We start from the raw sequence: 23390 nt of genomic DNA on the forward strand, positions 1-23390 counted from the left end.
CTTATTGTATTATTTAGATAAATTTTTCACGGCTTCTTTTAAGAATGCTGTTTTACTCCAAGCTGTACCACCTTGTGCCATTGGATCTACAACATTTACAAATACTTTCTTTTCCTTCGCAGCATTCATACTTTGCCAAATTGGATTACTTTCAATTTCTTCTAACACTTTCGGGTTTTTATTTTCACTTGCCTCATATTGTAAGAAAATATAATCTGGGTTAAGTTCAGCAAGTTTTTCAAATGAAATTTTCTCTTGTGCTTTTACAGTTTTCAATTGTTCTGGAGCAGTTAGTCCAAGATCTTTATAAATTACAGGGTTGAAGTATACTCCTTCTGGATATAGGAATAATTCGTTTGCTCTTAGTCTTATGACAAGTACTTTTTTATCTTTTAACTTATCTCCTAGTTTTGCTTTTGCTTTTTCAGCGTCCGAATTGTAATCCTTAATAATTTTTTCTGCTTTATCTTTTTTACCAGTTAATTCTCCCATTAACTTTAAGTTATCTTCCCAATTTGTTGAAACGTGTGATACCGGGAATGTAGGAGCTACTTTCGTAAACTTTTCAGCTGTTTCTGCTGGGAATTTCGTACTCGATGTAATAACATCTGGTTTTAATTGTAGTAATGTTTCGAAATTGGGTTGCATTTTCTCACCAACAGATTTAGCACCTTCTAACTCTTTTTCAAGATATTTTGGTAATTTACCACCTACAGTAATGGCACCAACTGGTTTAATTCCAAGTACTGCCGCATCTTCCATTGACTCTAAACTAGCTGTCGCAATTTTATCTACTTTTGCTGGCACTGTATACTCTTTACCTAAATATGTGATTTTTCGTTTTTCATCTTTTTTCGTTTCCGTAGCTTTTGTCTGTTGTTTTTGCTCGCCTGAAGTTTTATCCGCACTATTACATGCCGCTAAACCTACACTTAAAACTGTAACCATCCCTAAAGTAAATAATTTCTTGTTCATCTTTATATGTCTCCTCTCGAATTTTCAAACTATATTCTCAATAAAATTTAACTATATGAACTTTGTCCCATATATATATTTCATTAGATTAATAATTTTATCCAGAACTCATTCCCGTTCACTTCCCCTAGACTATAATTCTTTTACGCCTTCATCACTTGATAATCATTTTCACTGATAATGATTATCGTTACTAAGTATATATTTAATATGAAATTATTTCAAGAATGATTTGAAAAATTTTAACAAACTGAATTAAAAAAAGAAGTATCTCCCTAATATTAGGGAGATACTTCTTTTTTTAGAAATTTATATGTAATTCAACTGGACAATGGTCTGACCCCATTACTTCACTATTAATTTTCGCTTCTGTTATTTGGTCTTTCATTCTTTCCGAAACAACAAAATAATCTAAACGCCATCCGATATTTTTCGCTCTCGCGCCCATACGATACGACCACCACGAGTATGCACCTTCTTGATTAGGATAAAGGTAACGATATGTATCAATAAATCCTTCTTCTAAAATACATGAAAATTTCTCTCGTTCCTCATCAGAGAATCCAGGATTTTTACGATTACTTTTCGGATTTTTCAAATCGATTTCTTTATGAGCAACATTTAAGTCTCCACAAAAAATAACTGGTTTCTTCTCATCTAATCGTTTGATATAGGACCTGAAATCATCTTCCCATTTCATTCTGTAATCTAATCGTTCTAATCCACGTTTTGAATTTGGTGTATATAACGTTATCATGTAAAAATCTTCGAATTCTAAAGTAATAAGTCGCCCTTCTTGATCATGCTCTTCAATGCCTAAACCATATGTAACTGAAAGCGGTTCTTTTTTCGAAAAAATAGCAGTTCCTGAATATCCTTTTTTCACAGCATAATTCCAGTATGTATAATATCCCTCTAAATTTAAATCAATTTGCCCTTCTTGTAATTTAATCTCTTGTAGACAAAATATGTCAGCACTTGATTCCTCAAGATATTCCAAAAATCCACCTTTTGCGATAACAGCTCGCAAACCATTTACATTCCATGAAATTAACTTCATCTATAGTCCTCCTCTTGATGTTTATTTCCAAATTTCATGCTATCACAAAATAGAAAACAATCATATTTTCACCTTTGTAATCTTGCTCTTACATTTATGAATACATACATACGCACTTTATTCAGGTTATACTAATTTCAGAGGTGATGTTCTATGCACAATGAAGGAGTTACATTAACAAATGAGTATTGGCAAGCAATTATTCATAATGATTCTTCCTATGATAGCAAATTCTTTTATGCTGTGAAATCAACTGGAATCTTTTGCAGACCATCATGCAAATCAAGAATACCGAATAGAAACAATGTACGAATTTTTCATCATGCAGAGCAAGCATTAAGTGAGAACTTTCGCCCGTGCAAACGTTGTAAGCCAAATGGGATCACTTTACCTAATGAAGAGTGGGTAGAACAAATTAAAGACTATATCGAAAAGCATTATGACGAATCCTTAACTCTCGACATGCTTGCGGAAATGTGTCACGGTAGCCCTTTTCATTTACAACGTACTTTCAAAAGAATAATAGGGTTAACTCCTATAGAATATATACAACAATTCAGGGTTCTTAAAGCAACCGAATACCTTTTACACACAAATCAATCTATTAAAGAAATTAGTACTGCTGTCGGGATAGAAAACCCAGAGTATTTCGCAACTTTATTTAAAAAGAAAACCGGATTTACTCCTACTGAATATCGAAAAAAGAACGAAATGAAAGAGGGATACGATAATGAATTCCTACAAAAATAATTATATATATTGGACGCTACTTACACATAAAAATTGGCGATTTCATATTGCTGCAACTGAAAATGGACTATGTTTCATTGGATCACAAGACGAAAACTTTGAAGAATTAAATATATGGGCTAGAAAAAAACTGCCCCAACATATATTGACCCATAGTCCAGATTACTTGCAAATATATACGCAAGAAGTTATCGAGTATTTAGAAAACAAGCGAGAAACTTTTACATTTCCTATCGATGCTTATGGAACTAATTTTCAATTATCTGTTTGGAATACGGTACGTGAAATTCCTTATGGAAAGACATATTCTTATACAGAAATTGCTGAAAGAATTCAAAAACCTAAAGCTGTGCGCGCCGTTGCTTCTGCTATTGCTGCTAACCCTCTTCTTATTACCATTCCTTGTCACCGCGTTATTGGGAAGAATGGGAAACTAACCGGATTTAGGGGTGGATTAGAAATGAAGAAAAAATTGCTTACATTAGAAAAGTTGCAGGTGGAATTCATATGACAGCAGAATATAATAGCGCATTATCTATAGCAGTTCCAAAAGAATTTTGTTTCCAAGAAAATTTACGTTATCTATCACGCTCTAACAATGAATGTATGTTCCATATTGAAGATAACAAAATTTATAAAGTTATCCCTGTTCAAGATGTAAATCCTTTAGTTGAAATTAGTGTGAATACAGATGGGAATATTCAAATACGTTGTTTAGAAGAACCATATACATCTGAAAAATCGATACGTGAAGCTGTAGTTAACTATGTAAAAGAATGGTTTGATTTAACTACTGATTTGGCCCCATTTTATACATTAGCTAAACATGATTTACTCCTTCAAGGACCAATTGAACAATATTATGGCCTTCGTACTTTAGGCATTCCAGACTTATTTGAGGCACTTTCCTGGGGAATTATCGGTCAACAAATTAACCTAACATATGCTTATACACTAAAAAGGAGATTAGTTGAGCAATTTGGAAGTTATGTAGAATGGGACGGTAGAAAACATTGGATATTCCCATCACCTGAAACAATTGCAAATCTACATGTAGAAAATCTTCAACAATTAAAAATGACGACTAGAAAATGTGAATATTTAATCGGTATTGCGAAGCTTATTACAGAGAGAAAATTATCAAAAGAGGATTTACTGCAAACACAAGATGTAAAGGTTGCTGAGAAACAATTAACTGCTATCCATGGTATAGGACCATGGACTGCCAACTATGTTTTAATGCGTTGTTTAAGATTTCCTTCGGCTTTTCCAATTGATGATGTTGGTCTGCATAATGCAATTAAATTTATAACAGGTTCCGAAAATAAACCGACAAAAAATGAAATAAAAGATTTCGCGGCAAACTGGGCTAATTGGGAGTCTTATGCGACTTTTTATTTGTGGCGAGTACTATATTAAAAGAACCAAGTAGCACATTCGTACTACTTGGTTCTTTTTTAAGCTTGCTCCTCAAAACGTCTTGCAATTTCCACAATAACTTGAACGGCTTTTTCCATAGTATCTACCGAAACATACTCAAATTTACCGTGATAGTTTTCACCACCAGTGAAAATATTCGGCGTCGGTAATCCCATATATGATAATTGTGATCCATCTGTGCCTCCGCGAATCGGATGAATATTTGGTTCAATGTCTAAACTTTTCATTGCTTCATATGCAATATCAACAATTTCTCTTACCGGTTCAATTTTTTCAAGCATGTTATAGTATTGATCATTCATTTCTAAAACGACTGCATCTTCGCCATATTTTTCTTGCATAGTTTTCACAATATTTTTAACGTTATTTTTACGTGCCTCAAAATTTTCACGATCAAAGTCTCGAATAATATAATATGCTTTACTTTGCTCAACATCACCATTTAAAGAAAGTAAATGATAGAATCCTTCATAGCCTTCTGTATATTCTGGCGCATCTTCTACTGGTAAATACCCATTAAACTCCATAGCAAGTTTAGTAGCATTGCGCATTTTATTTTTTGCTGTTCCAGGATGTGTATTCGTTCCGTTAAACGTTAACTTAGCACCTGCAGCATTAAAACTTTCATACTCTAAACCACCTAATGGACCTCCATCCATCGTATAAGCGAATGATGCACCAAACGCTTCTACATCAAAATGCGCTGGCCCACGACCAATTTCTTCATCCGGTGTAAATGCTACTCTTATTTTCCCGTGCTTAATTTGCGGATTATGTATTAAATGGTTCATTGCAACCATAATTTCTGTAAGACCAGCTTTATCATCTGCTCCTAGAAGTGTTGTACCATCAGTTGTAATAATGGTATGTCCTTTATATGATGGTAATTCCGGGAACTGCTCTGGTGTTAACACAACATTTAGCTCTTCATTTAACGTAATTGCATTACCATCAAAATTTTCATGAATTTGTGGTTTGACGTTTTTCCCTGTAAAGTCTGTTGCCGTATCTAAATGGGCTAAAAATCCGATTACAGGAACATCCTTGTCCGTATTAGCTGGAAGTGTTGCCATTACATAGCCATTATCATCCATCGTTACTTCTGTTAAACCAATTTCTTTTAGCTCTTCCACTAATAACTTACCAAACTCAATTTGTCCTGGTGTTGTTGGTACTGTATGACTTTCTTCATTTGATTGCGTATCAATTTTTACATATCTCGTAAATCTTTCAATAAGTTCTTGTTTCAAGTTCATTCACTCCCTTTTATGTTCCTCCCTCCATTATAATCCTTAAAACGAAATATTTTAACTTTTTTGACTGTGAAGATGTATATTTCATTTACATTGTTAACACTTTTACATAACAAAAAGAATATTAGTGAACATATTTAAAGTACAGCTTAATACAAATAAATTCACCCTATTTACGACTCTCATCGCAAATAGGGTGTTTCTGTTTTTATCTCGCAATTTAAGAATATATACTACTCATTTACAATAAAAGTATATACATCATCATAAATACAGCCATTTACTTTAATCACATACTTCCCAGGTTTATTAAAACTAATTGTGTATTTATTTAACTGAATTGCTTCTTTATCTCCAGAAAGAATATCAATGCTTCTGCCACTTAATACATACAATTCATTTAGATTCATCGTTACATCAATTGTATTGAAATTTTCTACTTTCACTTGCTGTGCTTCCGCAACGCTTACACTTGGTTCTAAAAACAGTAATCCACTTAATCCAATCGTCCCCGCTAAAGCAACTCCCGCAAACTTTTTAATCTGTTTCATTACAATGACCTCCTTATAGATTTTACGTAAAGGCAATGTCCTCCCTTACACCACAAAGCCTATATGTAATGAAATGAAAAGTAAACGGGGACTGTAAGACAAAATTCTACATCTTTTTCTCCTATTGAATATAAATCCAACGTTTGGAATTTTGACACATTTAAAATTGTTTCCCTAAACCAATTTCTCCATAATTTATTCAAAGACTGAATAATTACTTATTTATTTAACATTCTAACAATAGTTGATAAAGATGCTTTCTATTCAAAAAAAGACTTTGCTATAAAAGTAACTTTTACAACAAAATCCATGCAACTAATTTTATTCAGCTTTCCATAATCTCTCTACATTCATTAATTGTTCTTCTTTAAATTCCATCTTATATATATCCGGTTTTGACGTATTCATTAAAAATTCAAAACCATATTGTTTATCAAAATAGTTCATCATTAATGTCATGACAAGCCCATGTGTACCAATTACAATTTTGCATCCTCGAAAATCCATTAAGATTTCTTTTAATACTTTCACTACTCTTCTCTGGCAATCTGCATATGACTCTCCTTCCGTTCGTGCAAAGTCCGGATTAGAGAACATCTTCTGTACAAGTGGATACACCTCTTTGTCTGATATAACCTGATCCTCACTTGAAAACATACACTCTTTAAGATTTTCATATACTACTATTTCTTTTTCATGGAAATTAGCTGACTCCTCTATCGTTAGCATAGCCCGATTATAAGGACTGGAAATAAAAGTATCAATCCTCTCCGCTTTTAATATGTCAGTTACTCTACGGGCATCCATATGTCCCCTCTCAGTTAATCCACGCATTCTTTCATTTCCTTCTAGTTTTGGTGATTCACCATGTCTAACCATATAAATATATGTGCTCATAATTTCTCCTTAAAATTTTTTATAAAGTGAAACTTTAATCAGCCCTCACTAATCGGGCTGCCCGGCAAATAGCGAGATAAGTTAATAAATCACGTTCATTTATCCCATTTCAACACTTAGGGGTAATACTAAAATACTTTATAAACTGTGCTGATTTGTTCGTCTAATCCATTCTCCTACTAAACTCTCAAATAATTCAGGCTGCTCAATTTGCAAATTATGCCCTGCCATATCTAACACTGCTAATGTTGCCCTTGGATATTCTTCAATAATTTCTATAATATTTTGATAACCTACTGATATATCTTGTCTTCCAGTCAGTAAAAGAACGGGATTTTCATATTTTTCATGCTGAAAATCCATAGTAAGAGAGTAATTCTTTTGCAACCTTTCAATAAATTCATAATTAGCAACATCTAACCCAGGCTTAATTTCTTCTTTAAATCGCTTATATGTATATTCATTTGCTATTACAGCTAACTCACAAAACTCCTCTCTTTCTGTGGAAGTGAGCGTATTTAAAAATTCCTCATCTTGTACAATTACCTGTTTATCTGGAAGAATCCTTTTTTCTGGCTCCGCTACAACAACAGGACATACTAATAGTAATCCGCTAACTCTCTCAAACATCTTTGCAAGTATACCTTTGGCTAAATAGCCTCCATATGATTCTCCTACCAATAAAAATTTTTCAGTAGAAATGATTTCCTCAATAAATGTGATAAGCACTTCTACTATACGATCTGAACTATTTATCCAATTTGGAGCATTCGATTTTCCCATTCCAGGTAAATCAATATATATTCGCTTATAACCTTCATATTTCTGAAATACTGATTCCATACATTTCATCATTAACCTATGGTCAGGGGCGCAGCCATGTATGATAATGACCGGTTTACCCTCTCCCACAATTTCATAGTATATTTCTGAATCTTTAATTCGATATATCATAAAAAAGCCTCCCTATTTAGTGGCAATACTATTCCACTCTGTAAGAATACACGTTCTTATTTTATATCTTTTCTCAACATTTTCACAAATATTAATCTTCAGATTAAAAATAAAAAGCTCACCAAAAAAAGATACTCATCATTTTATATGCAATTTTGCATCTCCACTTACAAATCACTAAAAAAACTTTACAATTCAAAGGATGACTAAATATACAATTTCTATTTAAAGTCTTGATACAGTCTATACTATCAACCGCAATATTTTTTCAACCTTAAGAATACTTACACTCTTTAACACTTTCCTTATAAACATGATTTTTATAAGGAAATCTGATACAATTCTTAAATAATATTATTATGTATAGATATAACGAACATAGTGCATAATTAAAGAAGGTGATTTCATTGAAATTAAATAAAAATTTACAATTATGTATATTAATCGGAACATTAATATGCTATTCAATCTATTTTATGTTTTTCTATCTGTTCCCTACTCATTTTTCAAATTCAGATGTACGCTTCGCTTCACTTGTCGTTGAAGCCATTACATTTGTATCACTGATTTACTCTATATATTCTAAAAAAGTCAGTTCAAATCCGTTTTGGATATGTATTACAATAGCAATTGGTAGTTTTTTATTAGGGAAAATAGTATATACATATCAAGATAGCTTCTTCGAAATTCCAATACATCGTTTTACGGTTTCTGATGTATTTTACATGTTTTTTCTATTTTTCTGTCTTATCGCTTTCTGCTATAAAATCTTAAAGGAATGCAATAAATGGGAAAAAGCGTTCTTTATTTGTGATATATGCATAGTGCTTACTTCTATATTTACATTAGAATGGTATTTATTTAATCAACCAAATTTAAATATATTCACTCTTTCACTAGGAGATGTTTTCCTTTCATTTTTATACCCAATTGCAGATTTATTATTTCTACTGCTAGGTGTTAGTCTCTTTTTCCGTCCAACAATTTTTAATTCCAAACGGAAAATTTATATCTTTATTTTTGTATTAATAAGTTCTGCAACTTTTAACTATATTTATTTTTACTTAAATAACCACTTATCAACTGAAACGATAATATTATTACGTCTTTTATATAGAATACCTATATTACTTATTGCAATAGCTGGCTCTATTTCAGAAGATCATAATAGCCATAAAAATTATTTCCTTGTAAACCCTATAATAGGAAAAAAAGCTTTAGTTGTATTTCCCTATCTTGCTGTTGCAATACTAATCGGGTTTACATTAAAAGAACAAACATCATCTTCAACTCTCATTACAGGAAATTGTATTACTTTTATTTTCGTACTCATTCGTCATTCTATCGTACGTATGCAAAACAATTCCTTAACAAAACGTTTGCAGGCATTTAATGCCCAACTAGAAGAAAAAGTTACTTTACGGACTTCTGATTTAGTTCATAAATCAGAGGCTCTTTCTCAAAAACAACAAAAATTCAAATCATTATATGAATATCATCCTGACCCTATTTTCACCATTGATTTAAATGGAATATTCTTAAATGTAAATAAGGCTGGGAGTGTACTACTTGGAGCACCAACAGATGAGTTACTCGGTGAAACTTGTTTTTCGATTATTTTAGATGAAGATAAGCATAAGCTAGCATTGGCGTTAGAGAAAGTGAAACAACAAGAATCGGCATCCTTACAACTTAGTTCTCAATATAAAGATGGCTTTACTTATTTTTTATACGTTACAATCATTCCTATTATAATAGACGGACAAATTTCAGGAAGCTATATTATGGTGAAAGATATTACTGCACTAAAAAAACAGCAAGAAGAAATAAAATATTTAGCATTCCATGACACTGTAACGAAAATTGGTAACCGTGCCTTTTTCCATAAGAAATTAAAGAGAGTTATAAAAAATGCTGAAATAACAGAAAGCGAGTTTGCATTATTATATTTAGATTTAGATCGCTTTAAAGCAATTAACGATACACTTGGACATTCATCAGGAGACTACATATTAGAAGAAGTAGCAAAGCGCTTCCAATCATGTCTTCCATCACATACTCATCTTTCAAGAATCGGTGGCGATGAATTTACAATCATAATTGAAAACTATACTGACGAAGATTACTTATTCCAATTATGTAACCAATTATTTAAATGCATGAAAAAGTCATTTATCATACATGAGCATAAATTAACTTTATCACTGAGTATCGGCATCGCTATTTATCCACATTCCGGAATCGATACCGCTACACTTCTGAAAAACGCTAATGTTGCAATGTATGATGCAAAAGCAAAAGAACTTAACTCTGTATCTATTTATGACGATGTAATCGCTAAAAAAATTGAAAGACGATTGCGATTAGAAAAAGATTTACCAAACGCACTACAAAATGAAGAATTGTTCCTTTTGTATCAACCTCAAGTTGATAGTGAATCTAATAAAATTATCGGTGCAGAAGCTTTAATTAGGTGGAATCATCCTGAATTAGGTATTATTTCTCCATACGAGTTTATTCCGATTGCAGAAGAAACACTACAAATTATTTCAATAGGTAAATGGACATTAGAGCAGGCTTGTAAACAAATGAAACGTTGGCACGTACTCGGATATTCACATTTAAAAATAGGTGTAAATTTATCTGCTAAGGAATTTGAACAAGAGGATTTTGTAAAATCTATTTCTTCTACTTTAACAAATACAGGTTTACCAGCAAGCTCTCTTGATCTTGAATTAACAGAGCGAATTGCAATGATGGATGAGCGAGAAACATTGATAAAACTGCGTACACTAAAAAGTTTAGGGATTCACATTTCTATCGACGATTTTGGTACAGGTTATTCTTCGCTAGCCTACTTACCTTTGTATCCAATTGATACGTTAAAAATCCCGAGAGAATTTATTACAATGTCTGAAACATGTGATGATGGAATGGAAATTATTAAAACGATCATCACATTAGCAAATACATTAGGAATGTCTGTCATTGCTGAAGGTGTAGAAACGAAAGAGCACGTAAATTTCCTTCAAAAAAATAAATGTCAGTTTATTCAAGGTTATTATTACAGTAAACCTATTCATATTCATGCATTTACTGAGCTATTAGAAAACGGCATTCACCCATAGTACATAACTAATTAGAACAAATATAGCAAAAAGGAAAGAAGATACCTTCTTTCCTTTTGTTTTTCTATTTACATTTCTATTACTTCACCACTTCATTTATTATATCTATTATTTGATGAATTCCCTCATCATTTGTTTTCTTATATCCATTCATGTTTTGAATATATTTCTCCTTATTTGTATACAACTTATTTACTGCATGTATAAATGTATTCGTACTTACTCTGTCTTGGAGTATAACTTCCGCATATCCTTGCCGTGAAAAATATTCAGCATTTAAAACTTGATCTCCCCTACTGGAACTGTTAGTTAACGGGATAAGCAACATCGGTTTCTTCAAAAATAACAATTCAGAAATAGCAGTAGAACCCGCTCTAGAAACTACAACACTTGCCATATTTAGTATATGCGGCAACTCGTCGCCTATATATTCAAATTGCATATATCCCTCCATGCCAATAGATGGGTCTACCTTCCCTTTACCACATATATGAATAATATTAAAGTTTAATAGTATTGTATCTAAACATTCCCTTACCATATCATTTATCCACTTAGCACCTTGACTCCCACCCATAATTAATAATACTGGTTTATCTTGCTGAAATTCACAATATCTTCTTCCTCGTAATACGTTACCCTTCTCAATTTCTTCCCTTACAATTGGTCCTACATAAACCTTCTTCTCATTACTTACATTTTCTCCTGTCTGAGGAAATGTTGTGCATAGCTTTGTAGCAAAAGGTAATGCTATTTTATTGGCAAGCCCTAATGTGCTATCTGGTTCACGTATAATTATAGGCACACGATTTAACCATGCTCCTATAGCTACAGGAACTGAAACAAATCCTCCTGCTGAAAAGATAACGTCAGGCTTTGTTTTCTTAATTAAATTATAACTTTGTAAACAACCGCGTATAATTTTAAAAGGATCTTTAAAATTCTCCCAATCCCAATATCTCCTAAGCTTTCCCGTTGAAACACTATTGTATTTTACATTTTGCACTAATGATTTTTCAATTCCATTTTTGGATCCAATATACTCGACTCTCCAGCCTTTCTCTATAAATTTAGGAATTAATACAATATTAATCATAACGTGTCCGGCTGTACCGCCCCCAGTAAAAAGAATCGTTTTGCTCATAACTTATACCCACCTTTATTATTAAAAATCTAGCTTTCTCTTTACCTTTTAAATGTAAATAAACTTATTATTTTTTATATAAATCTTTAACTCCACCTCTATATCTTGTAAAAGATCGTTAATGAGTTCATAAAAATCATTTCCATACTCACTACACTCGTATTGAGCAAAGATTTGAATCACATATCTAGTTTCCGTCTCTAATGCTGACTTTATTCGATTAACCCTTTTTTCTTCTACATACGCTTGATATTTATGTATTGCCTCATAAATAAGCAATACATGCGCTTCTTCATCTCTCCAGTCCAGCGTATCAACAATTGAAAGAAATAGCGTATTTTGATTATCTATTACTTCATAACCATTCATATATTTCTTACACCCTTTTTTGTTTTTCATTGCACGCAGATGTCACTACACTTCGCATACTCAAGTACATCTTTTAATGATTGATGAAATTCAATTTCTGGGATCCAACCTAAATTTTTTATTTCCTCTGTTGCTAAACTCTCATTTGAGTCGCTCCCACTTTTCTCTGTTTCCTCTATAAAAAAATTTAGCTGTGTTAATTCTTTATATTGTTCTAGTACATCTAATAAAGATCGTTTTACTCCTGATCCGATATTATATTGTTTTCCATTTATTCCATCTCGTAATAACACATGATACGCTTTGACCGCATCACGTACATCTAGAAAATCTCTACTATCTTTCAAACTGTTTACTTCGATAATAGCCTTACTTCTACCTGATTCTATATCTATTATTTTCTTTGCGAGAATCGAACAAATACCATTCGATACCCCTGGACCAATTAAGTTTGAGGGCTTTGCAATGATAATATTTGAATCCATTAATCCTCCCCAAGCCTCTGCAATAATGACTTGCATCGTTTTACTTAAACTATATGGATTTGAAATTTTCATTTCGTTCATACTATCTGCTTGCAAAGCAGATCCTATAACTAATGTTCTACAATGCGAGGCTTCTTGCTTAATTGCTTCTAATAAATATAACGTTCCTATTACATTAATCTCTATATACTCAAGAGCAGCTGTCCAAGATTCTATAACCGAATTCCTTCCCGCTAAATGCAATACGTAGTCTGGCTTTATTTGTTTCATTACCTTCATTACTTCGCTCTTATTAGTTAAATTACACGTAATACCATTTCTAATTTTTTCTCTATGTGCACGATTTTGAAACATAGGAATTACATGAAAGCCCTGCTCTAAAAAATAGTGGCAAGCATGGCGGCCTGTGAAACCATTTGCACCAGTTATTAAAAGGCTCGCATTTTTTTTCATCGCAAAAACCCTCCTTTTAATAGCATTTGTTTCACCTCATGTTTTGCAAGTAAATCTTGTTGAGAACTAAAATTCTTCACATCCACTAGCGGATAGCTAGAATAATATTCTTGAAGTCCTTCGATAGGAATCGTCGGTAGTACCACAAAATAATTTTGACCAAAACTTATACTTGTTTTACTCTCTACCTCAGATAGAAGCATTTCACTTAATTTTTCACCCGGTCTTATCCCTACCTCTTTCACCTTAATATTTTCTTTTTTTGAATCTTCAATTAATATTTCCGCTAAATCTGTTATTTTACATGCCGGCATTTTCATAACAAAGATTTCCCCGCCTCTACCTTGAGATACGGCTTTAAATAACAATCCAACAGCATCTTCAACTGTTAAGAAAAATCTAGTCATATTCGCATCGGTAATCCCTACTTCTGAAGATCTTTTAATTTGTTGTTTAAAAAGCGGTACTACACTTCCACTCGTTCCTAAAACATTTCCACCACGAACACAAATGAATTTTGTTTTCTTCGTTTGTATATTCGCATGAACCATTAATTTTTCACCAATTGCTTTTGTCATCCCATACGTATTTGATGGATCAGCTGCTTTATCCGTTGAAACATATATAACTTTTTCAACTTGCATCTGTGTAGAGGCTTCAATTACATTTTGCGTACCATGTATGTTAGTTTTTATAGCTTCATAAGGATAATACTCACATACTGGAACGTGTTTTAAAGCTGCAAGATGGAATACATAATGTACACCTTGGCATGCATAGACTAGTTGATCTTTATCACGAATATCTCCAATAATAAATTTTAGCCTATCATCATTTATAAACTGTTGCTGCATTTCAAACTGAACCGTTTCATTTCTTGAAAAAACTCTAATTTCTTTCGGTGATTTTTCTAATAGTTGTTTTATAAGTTCATGCCCCCACGAACCTGTACCACCAGTAATTAAAATTATTTTATTTAACATTCCTTTTCCTCCTACGAAACATCTCAATTTAAATAATATTTATTGAATTATTTTCAATTGATTCAAATCATAATCGTCGTTTGTTACATTTAATTGACAAAATAAAAAAACAGAAACTATTAAACTTAGTTTCTGTTTTTCATTTCACCTCACAACAGTAAGATTTTCCATACTGTTTGCATGATAAATAAATTCCTTGTAAAAAAACACCGCTCATTTATTTCTTATACTCGTAATAAAATAAATAGAATGATTCATAGCCAATAATCATGTTTAAATTTATGAAAAAGGGAGGTAACGGAATGGACCGAAACAATTCATATCATACATATAACGGACCTTCCAAAGCACTGCCTCTCTCCCTATTCGATGTAAAAAATGAATTGAAACAAAAAAGCAAACTTATTCCTTCTGATACCATGTATAAATTAACGAAAGAAGAGCAACTCATCATCAACAAAATAAAAATACAAACAGAACAGCTAAATAAAAATAATGTTACAAGAACACGCGCATACTACCAATTTTACATTCAATATCCAGAAATACATTGGGCACTGCTTGGACATATGGTATCACGTAACGGCGGTTGGAATATGACTGATTTAAAGGGGGATTTATATACGAGAATTTTATCAGAGAAAGATCAATTCATATTTTTTTCTTTTTTAGAAAAAGGGAATTGGCTTATTTTCCAAGATGTATACCCTCAATTTTTACTTTACGAACAAAGTGTAAAGAGATCACAAAAGTTATTTCACCTTCTCCCTCACCTAAATGTTTCTACATTTATGGAAACGATGTGGCACCATTTTTGGAAAACAGGTAACAAAAAAACTTTAGCGATTGCCACTATTATTAATGAACAAAACTACTTAGAAAAAAGAGTGATTCAAAATGTACAATTTAAAAAGACTGTACTAAATAGTATTGGATTTAAACTCTTTGATTTCTTTCAGTTTAATCATATTCTTTTCCCATTCTACGAAAATGATAAGAAACAAAAAGTATTACTATTTGGTGATACAATGAAACATTTCACTTCCTTACATGAACGGATATTAATTGGAAAAAGATTGTACTCATTATTATTTCGAGATACACATGTTTTATCTCAAATAATAAGCTGGGCTCAACACCATCCACATACAGGATCAAGGAAAGATTACTGGCCCCATTTATTTTCAAGTGTAAATGAATCTTTTTCCCGTGAGTTTTATAAGCGCCGAATAAAGAAATGCCAGTTACGAAATGGCGCTTATCGCATATACAGCCCTGCACTCATCTATGCATGGCGAGATATGAAGCATGAAGAAGTTGACAGTGAAGATTGGTTTACCGATTGGCAAGTTGTAAATTACTTAGTTGATAAGGAGGAAAATATAAATGGACAAATTACAGAAGACTACTGCAAAACACTCGAAAAAATTGAACTCGCCATTCTCGCAAAGAAAAATGTCCTCCTCCGAGAAGAAGAATGAGTTTCTAGCATTAGTAGTTACAATCTTTCTCTCTTCTATTATTGGAACTTGCTTAGATGCCTTTTTTGTTCATAAACAAATATATTCCTTTCCGGCTAGGCCCTTCTCATCCACATTTTCGGTTAATATAGCTTTTACATTGTTCGTACTGCCGATTTTAACAGTTATCTTTATACACATTTCAAAAAAATTATCTAACGTTTCTAGAATTTTATTTATTATTTCAATCGGTATTTGTGCTAGCCTTTTTGAACAGATTGCTGAAAGTTTAGGTTTATTTGTACATAACGCGAATTGGAACCATACATATTCTTTATTTGGTTATATGATTTTTCATTCTTTTATTTGGAACGTATATAATTGGATAAAAAAATAAAGAGACCATTATAGGTCCCTTCTTAAGCATACTCTTCCGTTATTGCTAATGGTGCCAATGTTTGAAGGCTTTTAGAGCGTAAACGATAGGCAACGACTTTCTTCTTATATTGCTTAATGACATCAACATGTTCTTCATAGCTATATAGCGAAAATCTAATCTCTTTATTCCCTTTCTTCGTATCAATGACTATGGGTGTCCCTTCTCCGTGCGGCGGGAAATAATGTTTATCTAAAAACAAAGCCTCATTAAATTCATGAATAACTTGTAGTTTCATTTCTCCCTCTATATTTTTTCCATCTATCGATATAGAAGTATTTTCCACCTCAAGCTTTTGATGCAATTCAAATTTACTAATAATTGATTCCACAACAGAAGTGGGCATGCTAGAAACTAATACTTTAATAGCTCCAAAAACAAATAATGTAACTATAAACCATGTTGTCATTGTTATCATCTCCATTACATTTAAAAAATAAATTTCGTTCCATACGGTATTAGTATACTAATGAGTATTCCAGTTACAATCATCGTTACCGAACCGATTGTCGCCTCTTTCTCGCCTTCCTTCACGAGACGGCTCACACCGATAATATGTGATGCACAGCCCATTCCAACTCCTTTTCCAATCGTACTTGTTATACTGAAAAACTTAAGTACTGTTGGTCCGATAATAGCGCCTGTTATTCCTGCAACAACTACAAAACTAGAAGTCATAGATGGAATACCACCAATTTGATCCGCTAATGATAGGGCAATAGGCATCGTTGCTAACTGTGGTAAAGTAGTTAATATAAGTTCCTTATCTATATTTAAAATTCCGCCAATCACTACATTCATACTCGTTACAGCCACTATACCTATCACTACTCCAATAAGTATCGATAAAAAATTTTTCATAAGTATCTTTCGCTCTTTAAATAGAGGTATGGCTAATGCTACAATTGCAGGGCTCAATAAGCTTGAAAGAATGTCTCCTCCATTTTCCCTATACTCATGATGAGAAATACCAAAAATGAAAAATAAACAAATCATAATTGCCGTAACTGTTAACACCGGTAACGTAAATGCAAACGTAAATTTTTTATATAGCTTTGTCGCCAAGAAATAAATTGCTACAGTAATAATAATTAAGACCATTTGAATCGTGCACCTTGTCGATTTTATTTTTTTGTTGTTATTAATAATTGACTTATATACCCTGAAACAATCAAAGTTACTACAGTACTTGCAACTACTAAAAGGAATATAATACTCTCCTTACTGAAAAGAAAAGACCCGTATTCCATGAGCCCTGTTGTCGAAGGGATTAAAAATAACGGTAAAAATACGATTAACTTTTCCGCACCTAACTCAAACCATTTTAACGGTAAAACACGAGTGGAAAGGAGCAGGAACAGTATTAACATCCCTATTAAACTTCCTGGCATTGATAGATGGAATACTCCTTGAATCCACGTACCCACTAGGCTAAATACATATAGCACGCCTACTTGAAGTAAAAGCGTCACGTACTTCATTTCTTTCCCTCATTTCACTATCACACATCCATATTATGAAATCTCATTTAGCGTGTCGGCAAACCGTTTAATTCCAAGTTGAATTTGTTCTATATTCGCTCTACCAAACGTAAATCGTATATATTCATTTTTCGAACCTAAAACACTGCCCGGAACAAATGCGACACCATTCTGTATAGATTCACCTAATAAGTGATATTCATCAAACTTTCCTTTCACTTTACACCATACATGTATTCCACCCTCTGGCACGAAACATTCAACTCGGTCTCCCAATGTTCCTTCAAGCTCTGCAATTAATACATCTCTTCTTTGCTTCAATTGTCCACGAAGTATCGTAATATGTTTATGGAAATCCTTTGATTCTAAAAATTGATTTGCTACCCACTGCGTAAATACACTATGGCCAAAATCAACTTGTTGCTTTGCATCCGCTAAACGCTCAATTACACGTGTAGGACCAATTATCCATCCAATACGTAATCCTGATGCAACAATTTTTGATAATGAACTTATATAAAGAACATTTCCATTTTGGTCCATTGATTTTAATGTCGGGTTCACTTCTCCATTAAAAGAGATTAAACTATACGGATCATCTTCTACAATTGGTATACCGAACTCAGAAGACAGTTCTAAAATTTTTTTACGTCTCGCTAATGAAAGCACAGTCCCCGTCGGATTCTGATAATCTGGATTCAAAAACACCATACGAATGCGATGCTTTTTGTGCAAATCGATTAAGTCATCTGGATTCATTCCATGCTCATCAACAGGTAAATGAAATATGTTTAAACCGGCCGATTTAAACATTGGAAGCGAAAAACAATACGAAGGATCTTCAATCGCGATCGCATCACCAGGTTTTAATAAACATTGAACGATAAGATTAAGCGCCTGTTGTGCTCCTGACGTAATAAGAATAGAGCTTGAATCTGCTTCAATTTGTTTATATTGCTGAACATGTGCTGCAATTGTTTTTCTCAACATCTCATTTCCAAGTGGATGATCATAACCGAGGTTTTCCATAAATGTTTTCTCCGACAAAATTGTTCGAAATCTATCACTTGGAATTAATTCTGGTGACAGTTCACCGCTTGCTAAATTAATTAAATCATCTTTTTGTGTTTCCGTTCGAATTTGTTGAACGAGTGGTACGTTAGGTAAGAACGATCCATCCTCCACGTACCTACCCCAGTTCGGTATTCGTTTATGTGAGACACCCCATATGTCTGTATTGACCCGTGTTCCGCTTCCCTTTTGCCGTTCTACTACTCCAAGTGATTTTAATTCTTCATACGCAGCTACTATTGTACTCCGGTTCACCTGTAATTCCTTTGCTAACATACGCTCAGAAGGTAACTTACTATCAGAAGGAAATTCACCTGAAGAAATGCCTCTTTCAATATAATCCGCAATTTGTTTATATACAGGTGTCTTATCTGCACGATTTGGTTTCCATTCCATCTAGTTTCCTCCTTTCAAAACGAACTATCCTCATTTTTTACTAACAGTATTCACCGTAAAAATAGTATTAATTAGTCACATTTTCTTATCCGTAAATGGATATATCCAAAATGGTTCTCTTTCTGATTACTCAATAGCTTCTGAAATTCCAACTTCATACTCTCATTTCAGTTCTTTTACAAACTATTAAATCATTACCGCGTACCATGTTACCCCGGCCAGTAGAACAAAAAGAAGAAGAATATAGATTGCAGATAAGTTTTTCACATTTCTTTTTGTAGACTTACCGTAATTCTCCTCCACGTTTCTTGCAACTAGTACAGTCCCAAATAGCGATACAATTACAATAATAACGACTAGTGAAATTGCAAAACTCATTGTCTTTTCACCTCTCTAAGACCCATCTATTTTAATTAAAGAACTTACATAAAAACCTTCCTCTTTAAAACGTCGATAACATACTACCTTTCTTCTCTTATCATAATAGATGTTTGCAAAAAGCGGACCAACCACTTTCATGTTTTTTTGCTCATCCACTTAAAAAATAAAAAGCAACTGATCACTTAGGACCAGTTGCTTTTTTCACACGATAATTTTTCATTTAAAATTAATTCGATTTAAAAGTTTCGCCTTTTCATAATGAAACATCGACTGAGATAACTCAAAAATTGTTCCATTTACAAGATACACTGTATTTTCAATAAGAAGCGCCGGATCACCTTCATTTAATTCTAAAAGCTGTGCATTTTCTTTATTTACTTTTTCACAACTAATAACTTTATCAGCAAAACCAATATTTAATCGTAAATCTTCAATGAAATAACTGTATACAGAGCTTAATGCTATTTCTTCGTTCAAATATGGAATAATATCCTTTTTGAAATAACTTACTTCAATAGAGAATGGTTTAGCATCTACAATTCTTAAGCGCTTCAAAAAATACAACCTAGTTCCAGCTTCGCATTGCATCCGCTTTGCTATCTCTTCGTCCGCATCTATTACTTCCAGCTCTAACACTTTCGTTTCAATATTTTGTGAAACAAGATTTTTCGTTAATCCACGTAAACTTCCTAAATTAATGTAATCTGTTACAGAAGTTTCGCGTAAAAACATGCCACTACCTTGCACTTGAAAAATATAACCTCTATTCACAAGCTGACTAATTACTTTACGTATCGTATTACGGCTTACTTCAAATCGATTCATCAACGCTTCTTCTGTAGGTAGTTTTTTCGTTTCATTAAAAAGCCCATCTCGAATGTTTTGCTCTAACACATCTGCAATTTGTTTATACTTTGCACTCATACACTTTCTCCTAAAATACGCTTTTATCTGTTATAACTCTTCCCCTCTCGTTTCGATCACACGTTTATACCAATGAAACGAAAGTTTCTTCTTACGTTTTAAGTTATCATTATGATCGACAAAAATAAAGCCATATTGCTTTTTATATCCATTTAACCAACTTAAAAGATCAATCACTGACCATGCATAATAACCTTTTAAGTTAATTCCCTCTTCAATTGCACGCTTCATTACTTTTAAATGCGCTTCAATAAATTTAATTCTCGGAACATCTACAATTTCTCCGTCAATGATTGGATCTTCATCACCAAGTCCATTTTCCGTTACATACATCTTTATGTCACCGTAACGCGCTTTCAACATATGCAATCCCTCTAAGAAACCTTCGGGAGATATTTCCCATCCCCACTTTGTATATGTTTTATCATCCATTTTAACTGTTCGATAAAAACCATCAAAAGAAGGGTTACCTGGAGCAAGCGTTGAGTTTTCTCGAGAATGTTCCTCACTCTTTATATCCATATCGTATCTTTCTACTCGTATTGGTTGATAATAATTCAAGCCAATAAAATCATTTTCTTCTGCATTTTGTTTAATGATTTCTAATTCTTCAACCGTCCAATTAGGAGTCCATCCTTTTTCCTTTAATTGTTGTACAACATAAGACGGATACTCGCCTTTTAAAATTGGATCATAATACCAATAAGTTTCATATTCATTCGCATGATTTGCTGCTTGTATATTTTCTTTTTGATCATCCACACTATAAGCTGGTAAGAAAACATGTGTAATCCCAATCTCACCATATTGTTTCAGCTGCTTGTACACCGCAACTGTTTTCGCGTGTGCATAAAATACATAATGAGTCGCTTGAAAATACTTTGGAACATCATTTTGTATTCCTGGTGGATGTGCACCTTTTAAATAACCTAATCCACAAAACATTACGGTCTCATTAAAAGTAATCCAATGCTTAACTCTGTCACCAAATGCCTTAAAACAAGTTTCTGCATATTTTACGAAAGCCTCTGCTGTTCTTTTATTCGTCCATCCACCATCTTTTTCTAACGGTAATGGTAAATCCCAATGATATAAAGTGACAAACGGCACAATCCCGTATTTTAAACATTCATCAATTAAGTTGTTATAAAATTCAATCCCTTTTTCATTTACCTTTCCATCTCCAGTCGGCAATATTCTCGCCCAAGAAATAGAAAAACGATACGATTCTAATCCCATCTCAGCCATTAAGCGAACATCTTCCTTATATCGATGATAATGATCAACAGCTATATCACCATTTGTTCCATTGTATGTTTTGCCAGGAATTTTTGAAAACTCGTCCCAATTCGTAACACCTTTTCCATCTTCATTCCATGCACCTTCTACTTGATAAGAAGCTGAAGCAGCTCCGAATAAAAAATCATGTGGAAACTTCATAGTATATACCTCCATTTCATTACAACAAATCAAATTCAATCATACATATAAAATTTATAGGTACAAATTTTATATGTATGATTATATCTTATGTTTTTATTTTTTTCTATTATAAAAGTACAATTTATATTGTTGGTTATTGGAAAAGAAATAAGAAGCGATATATTTTATCGCTTCTCACTCTCATCATCTTTATTCTTTTATTAATGACTTATTCGCTCTTATAACTTCTTGATACAATAATGGTGACCACTTTTCATTTATGTAGTCTTGAATTACCCAGCCTACTCTCGCAGGATTCTTTTGTTTTATATGGTTTGCAATTTCAGGATTTATATAAGAGGCATAGTAATATGGACTATTCCATGCTGTACCACCAGAAGACAAGCTTGTAAAATTTATATATAGATGATTTAAATCCTCGCTATTGTTCATCGTTTCATTCATTGTATCTTTAATAGATTTTACTTTCTCATCATAACTCACTTTATATTTATCTTGTACTGTTACATTTACATTTTGATTTACAGTTGTGGTAAACGTCTCATTATCTGGCCAATAAAAATTATTATATCCTCCAGATTCATTACTACCACTATATCTTTTTAGTAGTACAATTTTCCCACGAGCATCTCCAAGTTTTATATTTCCTTCTGTTTTTAAAAAGATAGGATCAACAAAATAATTTTTTTCAAACGTACTACTAAATGAATCTTCTGCCCCTTTCATATCCTCATACTCTTTTTTTAAAGACATAATAATCGTTTCACTCGGGTTATCTCTTAAAAATTGTTTCGCTTCGTTTATGAATTCATGCAGTGTTACATAAAGATATAATGGCCCATGATGAAGAACTATCGTATTATCATCTGTTAAACGTCCTCTTATATCAAAAATGCGAGCTCCACGGTCCATTTGATAGCGAAAATCATATTCTTGCGTCATTCCCCATACTTGCTTAATCGGATTTTGCAACTTGAACGTCCCACTATCGTGTGTTCCTGGAATTGAAATTCGTGCTAACGGGATATTATCAGGTATAGGTTGCATCCATTTCGACCAATTTTCAAGCTCATTAACAGAGCTAGCTGCAACTACTTGCTTATCATGTAAAGCAAATACAAATGTGATAAATATTGTACTACATATGAATAATTTCAAAATTAACTTCTTATTGCTCATTATTATCCCTCTCTTTTTCTGTTTTTATATCAAACTTATTGAATATAATATAAGCTAGTTCAGAAAAAATAAATAACATTTCATCAATATGAAATATTGCATAGAAGTAAAGTTAAAAAATCATTCACATATACTAAATTAGAAAAATTTAAAGGAACTTCATCTGAAGTTCCTTTT

General features: G+C 32.7%; 24 protein-coding genes. 6 read left to right on the forward strand and 18 right to left on the reverse strand.

The features are described 5' to 3' along the window. Positions 1-9: 9 nt before the first annotated feature. Together V7S45_RS18270 and V7S45_RS18275 are read right to left on the reverse strand one after the other, a co-directional pair. Positions 10-975 (reverse strand): iron-hydroxamate ABC transporter substrate-binding protein, encoded by a 966-nt coding sequence (locus V7S45_RS18270; RefSeq protein ID WP_001035506.1) that lies wholly within the window; start codon positions 973-975, stop codon positions 10-12. A gap of 301 nt (positions 976-1276) precedes the next feature. Then, positions 1277-2035, reverse strand: a complete 759-nt coding sequence (locus V7S45_RS18275) for an exodeoxyribonuclease III (RefSeq protein ID WP_000767621.1) — start codon at positions 2033-2035, stop codon at positions 1277-1279. 153 nt (positions 2036-2188) lie between these two features. On the opposite strand from V7S45_RS18275, the gene V7S45_RS18280 reads away from it, so the two are divergent. The 3 genes from V7S45_RS18280 to V7S45_RS18290 are packed head-to-tail and all read left to right on the forward strand — an operon-like array spanning position 2189 to position 4204. Then, entirely contained in the window at positions 2189-2785 is a 597-nt protein-coding gene (locus V7S45_RS18280; RefSeq protein ID WP_000551322.1) for a bifunctional transcriptional activator/DNA repair enzyme AdaA, read from the forward strand. Next, the gene (locus V7S45_RS18285; protein WP_001089840.1) at positions 2766-3296 is read left to right on the forward strand and encodes a methylated-DNA--[protein]-cysteine S-methyltransferase; all 531 of its coding nucleotides are present in this window, start codon (positions 2766-2768) and stop codon (positions 3294-3296) included. The genes V7S45_RS18280 and V7S45_RS18285 overlap by 20 nt, the downstream gene beginning before the upstream one ends. Continuing rightward, positions 3293-4204, forward strand: a complete 912-nt coding sequence (locus V7S45_RS18290) for a DNA glycosylase (RefSeq protein ID WP_000123504.1) — start codon at positions 3293-3295, stop codon at positions 4202-4204. Before V7S45_RS18285 ends, V7S45_RS18290 begins: the two co-directional genes overlap by 4 nt. 38 nt (positions 4205-4242) lie before the next feature. On the opposite strand, the gene pepT is transcribed toward V7S45_RS18290, so the two are convergent. The 4 genes from pepT to V7S45_RS18310 all read right to left on the reverse strand — a co-directional run bounded on the left by pepT (position 4243) and on the right by V7S45_RS18310 (position 7880). After that, positions 4243-5475: a peptidase T gene (gene pepT / locus V7S45_RS18295; RefSeq protein WP_002164459.1), complete on the reverse strand. Its 1233-nt coding sequence runs from the start codon at positions 5473-5475 to the stop codon at positions 4243-4245. Positions 5476-5711: 236 nt separating this feature from the next. Next, positions 5712-6029, reverse strand: a complete 318-nt coding sequence (locus tag V7S45_RS18300) for a hypothetical protein (protein ID WP_000809495.1) — start codon at positions 6027-6029, stop codon at positions 5712-5714. A 321-nt stretch (positions 6030-6350) separates the two neighbouring features. After that, positions 6351-6926: a histidine phosphatase family protein gene (locus V7S45_RS18305; protein ID WP_000109179.1), complete on the reverse strand. Its 576-nt coding sequence runs from the start codon at positions 6924-6926 to the stop codon at positions 6351-6353. Between the two features lie 138 nt (positions 6927-7064). Further along, a complete protein-coding gene (locus V7S45_RS18310) occupies positions 7065-7880 on the reverse strand; it encodes an alpha/beta hydrolase (protein ID WP_000640346.1) in 816 nt (271 codons plus the stop codon). Between the two features lie 407 nt (positions 7881-8287). Here V7S45_RS18310 and V7S45_RS18315 point away from each other — a divergent pair, with 407 nt between their 5' ends. Beyond that, a complete protein-coding gene (locus V7S45_RS18315; RefSeq protein WP_025687336.1) occupies positions 8288-11008 on the forward strand; it encodes a bifunctional diguanylate cyclase/phosphodiesterase in 2721 nt (906 codons plus the stop codon). Between the two features lie 79 nt (positions 11009-11087). On the opposite strand, the gene V7S45_RS18320 is transcribed toward V7S45_RS18315, so the two are convergent. Genes V7S45_RS18320 through V7S45_RS18335 form a run of 4 tightly spaced genes read right to left on the reverse strand, consistent with a single transcriptional unit; the run spans position 11088 to position 14442 of the window. Next, positions 11088-12152: an undecaprenyldiphospho-muramoylpentapeptide beta-N-acetylglucosaminyltransferase gene (locus V7S45_RS18320; RefSeq protein ID WP_000047562.1), complete on the reverse strand. Its 1065-nt coding sequence runs from the start codon at positions 12150-12152 to the stop codon at positions 11088-11090. A 48-nt stretch (positions 12153-12200) separates the two neighbouring features. Further along, positions 12201-12551, reverse strand: coding sequence for a DUF6572 domain-containing protein (locus V7S45_RS18325; protein ID WP_002164458.1), 351 nt, complete (start codon positions 12549-12551; stop codon positions 12201-12203). Beyond that, positions 12548-13459, reverse strand: a complete 912-nt coding sequence (locus V7S45_RS18330) for an NAD-dependent epimerase/dehydratase family protein (RefSeq protein WP_000739078.1) — start codon at positions 13457-13459, stop codon at positions 12548-12550. Before V7S45_RS18330 ends, V7S45_RS18325 begins: the two co-directional genes overlap by 4 nt. Beyond that, positions 13456-14442: a UDP-N-acetylglucosamine 4,6-dehydratase family protein gene (locus tag V7S45_RS18335; protein WP_025687339.1), complete on the reverse strand. Its 987-nt coding sequence runs from the start codon at positions 14440-14442 to the stop codon at positions 13456-13458. Before V7S45_RS18335 ends, V7S45_RS18330 begins: the two co-directional genes overlap by 4 nt. 302 nt (positions 14443-14744) lie before the next feature. On the opposite strand from V7S45_RS18335, the gene V7S45_RS18340 reads away from it, so the two are divergent. Then, complete coding sequence (locus tag V7S45_RS18340) at positions 14745-15923, forward strand: DUF2515 domain-containing protein (RefSeq protein ID WP_000375773.1); 1179 nt, start codon at positions 14745-14747, stop codon at positions 15921-15923. Then, positions 15898-16299 carry a CBO0543 family protein gene (locus V7S45_RS18345; protein ID WP_033666325.1) on the forward strand — a complete coding sequence of 134 codons (402 nt, stop codon included), beginning with the start codon at positions 15898-15900 and terminating at the stop codon, positions 16297-16299. Before V7S45_RS18340 ends, V7S45_RS18345 begins: the two co-directional genes overlap by 26 nt. A gap of 22 nt (positions 16300-16321) precedes the next feature. On the opposite strand, the gene V7S45_RS18350 is transcribed toward V7S45_RS18345, so the two are convergent. The 8 genes from V7S45_RS18350 to plcA form a co-directional block, all read right to left on the reverse strand. Then, the gene (locus V7S45_RS18350; RefSeq protein WP_025687340.1) at positions 16322-16747 is read right to left on the reverse strand and encodes a YfmQ family protein; all 426 of its coding nucleotides are present in this window, start codon (positions 16745-16747) and stop codon (positions 16322-16324) included. A 20-nt stretch (positions 16748-16767) separates the two neighbouring features. After that, positions 16768-17439: an LrgB family protein gene (locus V7S45_RS18355; RefSeq protein ID WP_000242939.1), complete on the reverse strand. Its 672-nt coding sequence runs from the start codon at positions 17437-17439 to the stop codon at positions 16768-16770. 23 nt (positions 17440-17462) lie between these two features. Further along, on the reverse strand, positions 17463-17819 hold the full coding sequence (locus tag V7S45_RS18360; RefSeq protein ID WP_000878488.1) for a CidA/LrgA family holin-like protein: 357 nt from the start codon (positions 17817-17819) through the stop codon (positions 17463-17465). Between the two features lie 33 nt (positions 17820-17852). Next, positions 17853-19286 (reverse strand): PLP-dependent aminotransferase family protein, encoded by a 1434-nt coding sequence (locus V7S45_RS18365; RefSeq protein WP_000454965.1) that lies wholly within the window; start codon positions 19284-19286, stop codon positions 17853-17855. A gap of 186 nt (positions 19287-19472) precedes the next feature. Continuing rightward, complete coding sequence (locus V7S45_RS18370) at positions 19473-19664, reverse strand: hypothetical protein (RefSeq protein ID WP_000006458.1); 192 nt, start codon at positions 19662-19664, stop codon at positions 19473-19475. Positions 19665-19883: 219 nt separating this feature from the next. After that, positions 19884-20591 (reverse strand): GntR family transcriptional regulator, encoded by a 708-nt coding sequence (locus V7S45_RS18375; protein ID WP_001274912.1) that lies wholly within the window; start codon positions 20589-20591, stop codon positions 19884-19886. Between the two features lie 30 nt (positions 20592-20621). Then, positions 20622-22031 (reverse strand): glycoside hydrolase family 1 protein, encoded by a 1410-nt coding sequence (locus V7S45_RS18380; RefSeq protein WP_000671620.1) that lies wholly within the window; start codon positions 22029-22031, stop codon positions 20622-20624. Positions 22032-22223: 192 nt separating this feature from the next. Then, positions 22224-23213: a phosphatidylinositol diacylglycerol-lyase gene (gene plcA, locus V7S45_RS18385; RefSeq protein WP_025689485.1), complete on the reverse strand. Its 990-nt coding sequence runs from the start codon at positions 23211-23213 to the stop codon at positions 22224-22226. Positions 23214-23390 lie beyond the last annotated feature (177 nt).

Origin of the sequence: Bacillus sp. BR3(2024) (assembly GCF_039134555.1) — a bacterium.
Taxonomy (GTDB): domain Bacteria; phylum Bacillota; class Bacilli; order Bacillales; family Bacillaceae_G; genus Bacillus_A; species Bacillus_A cereus.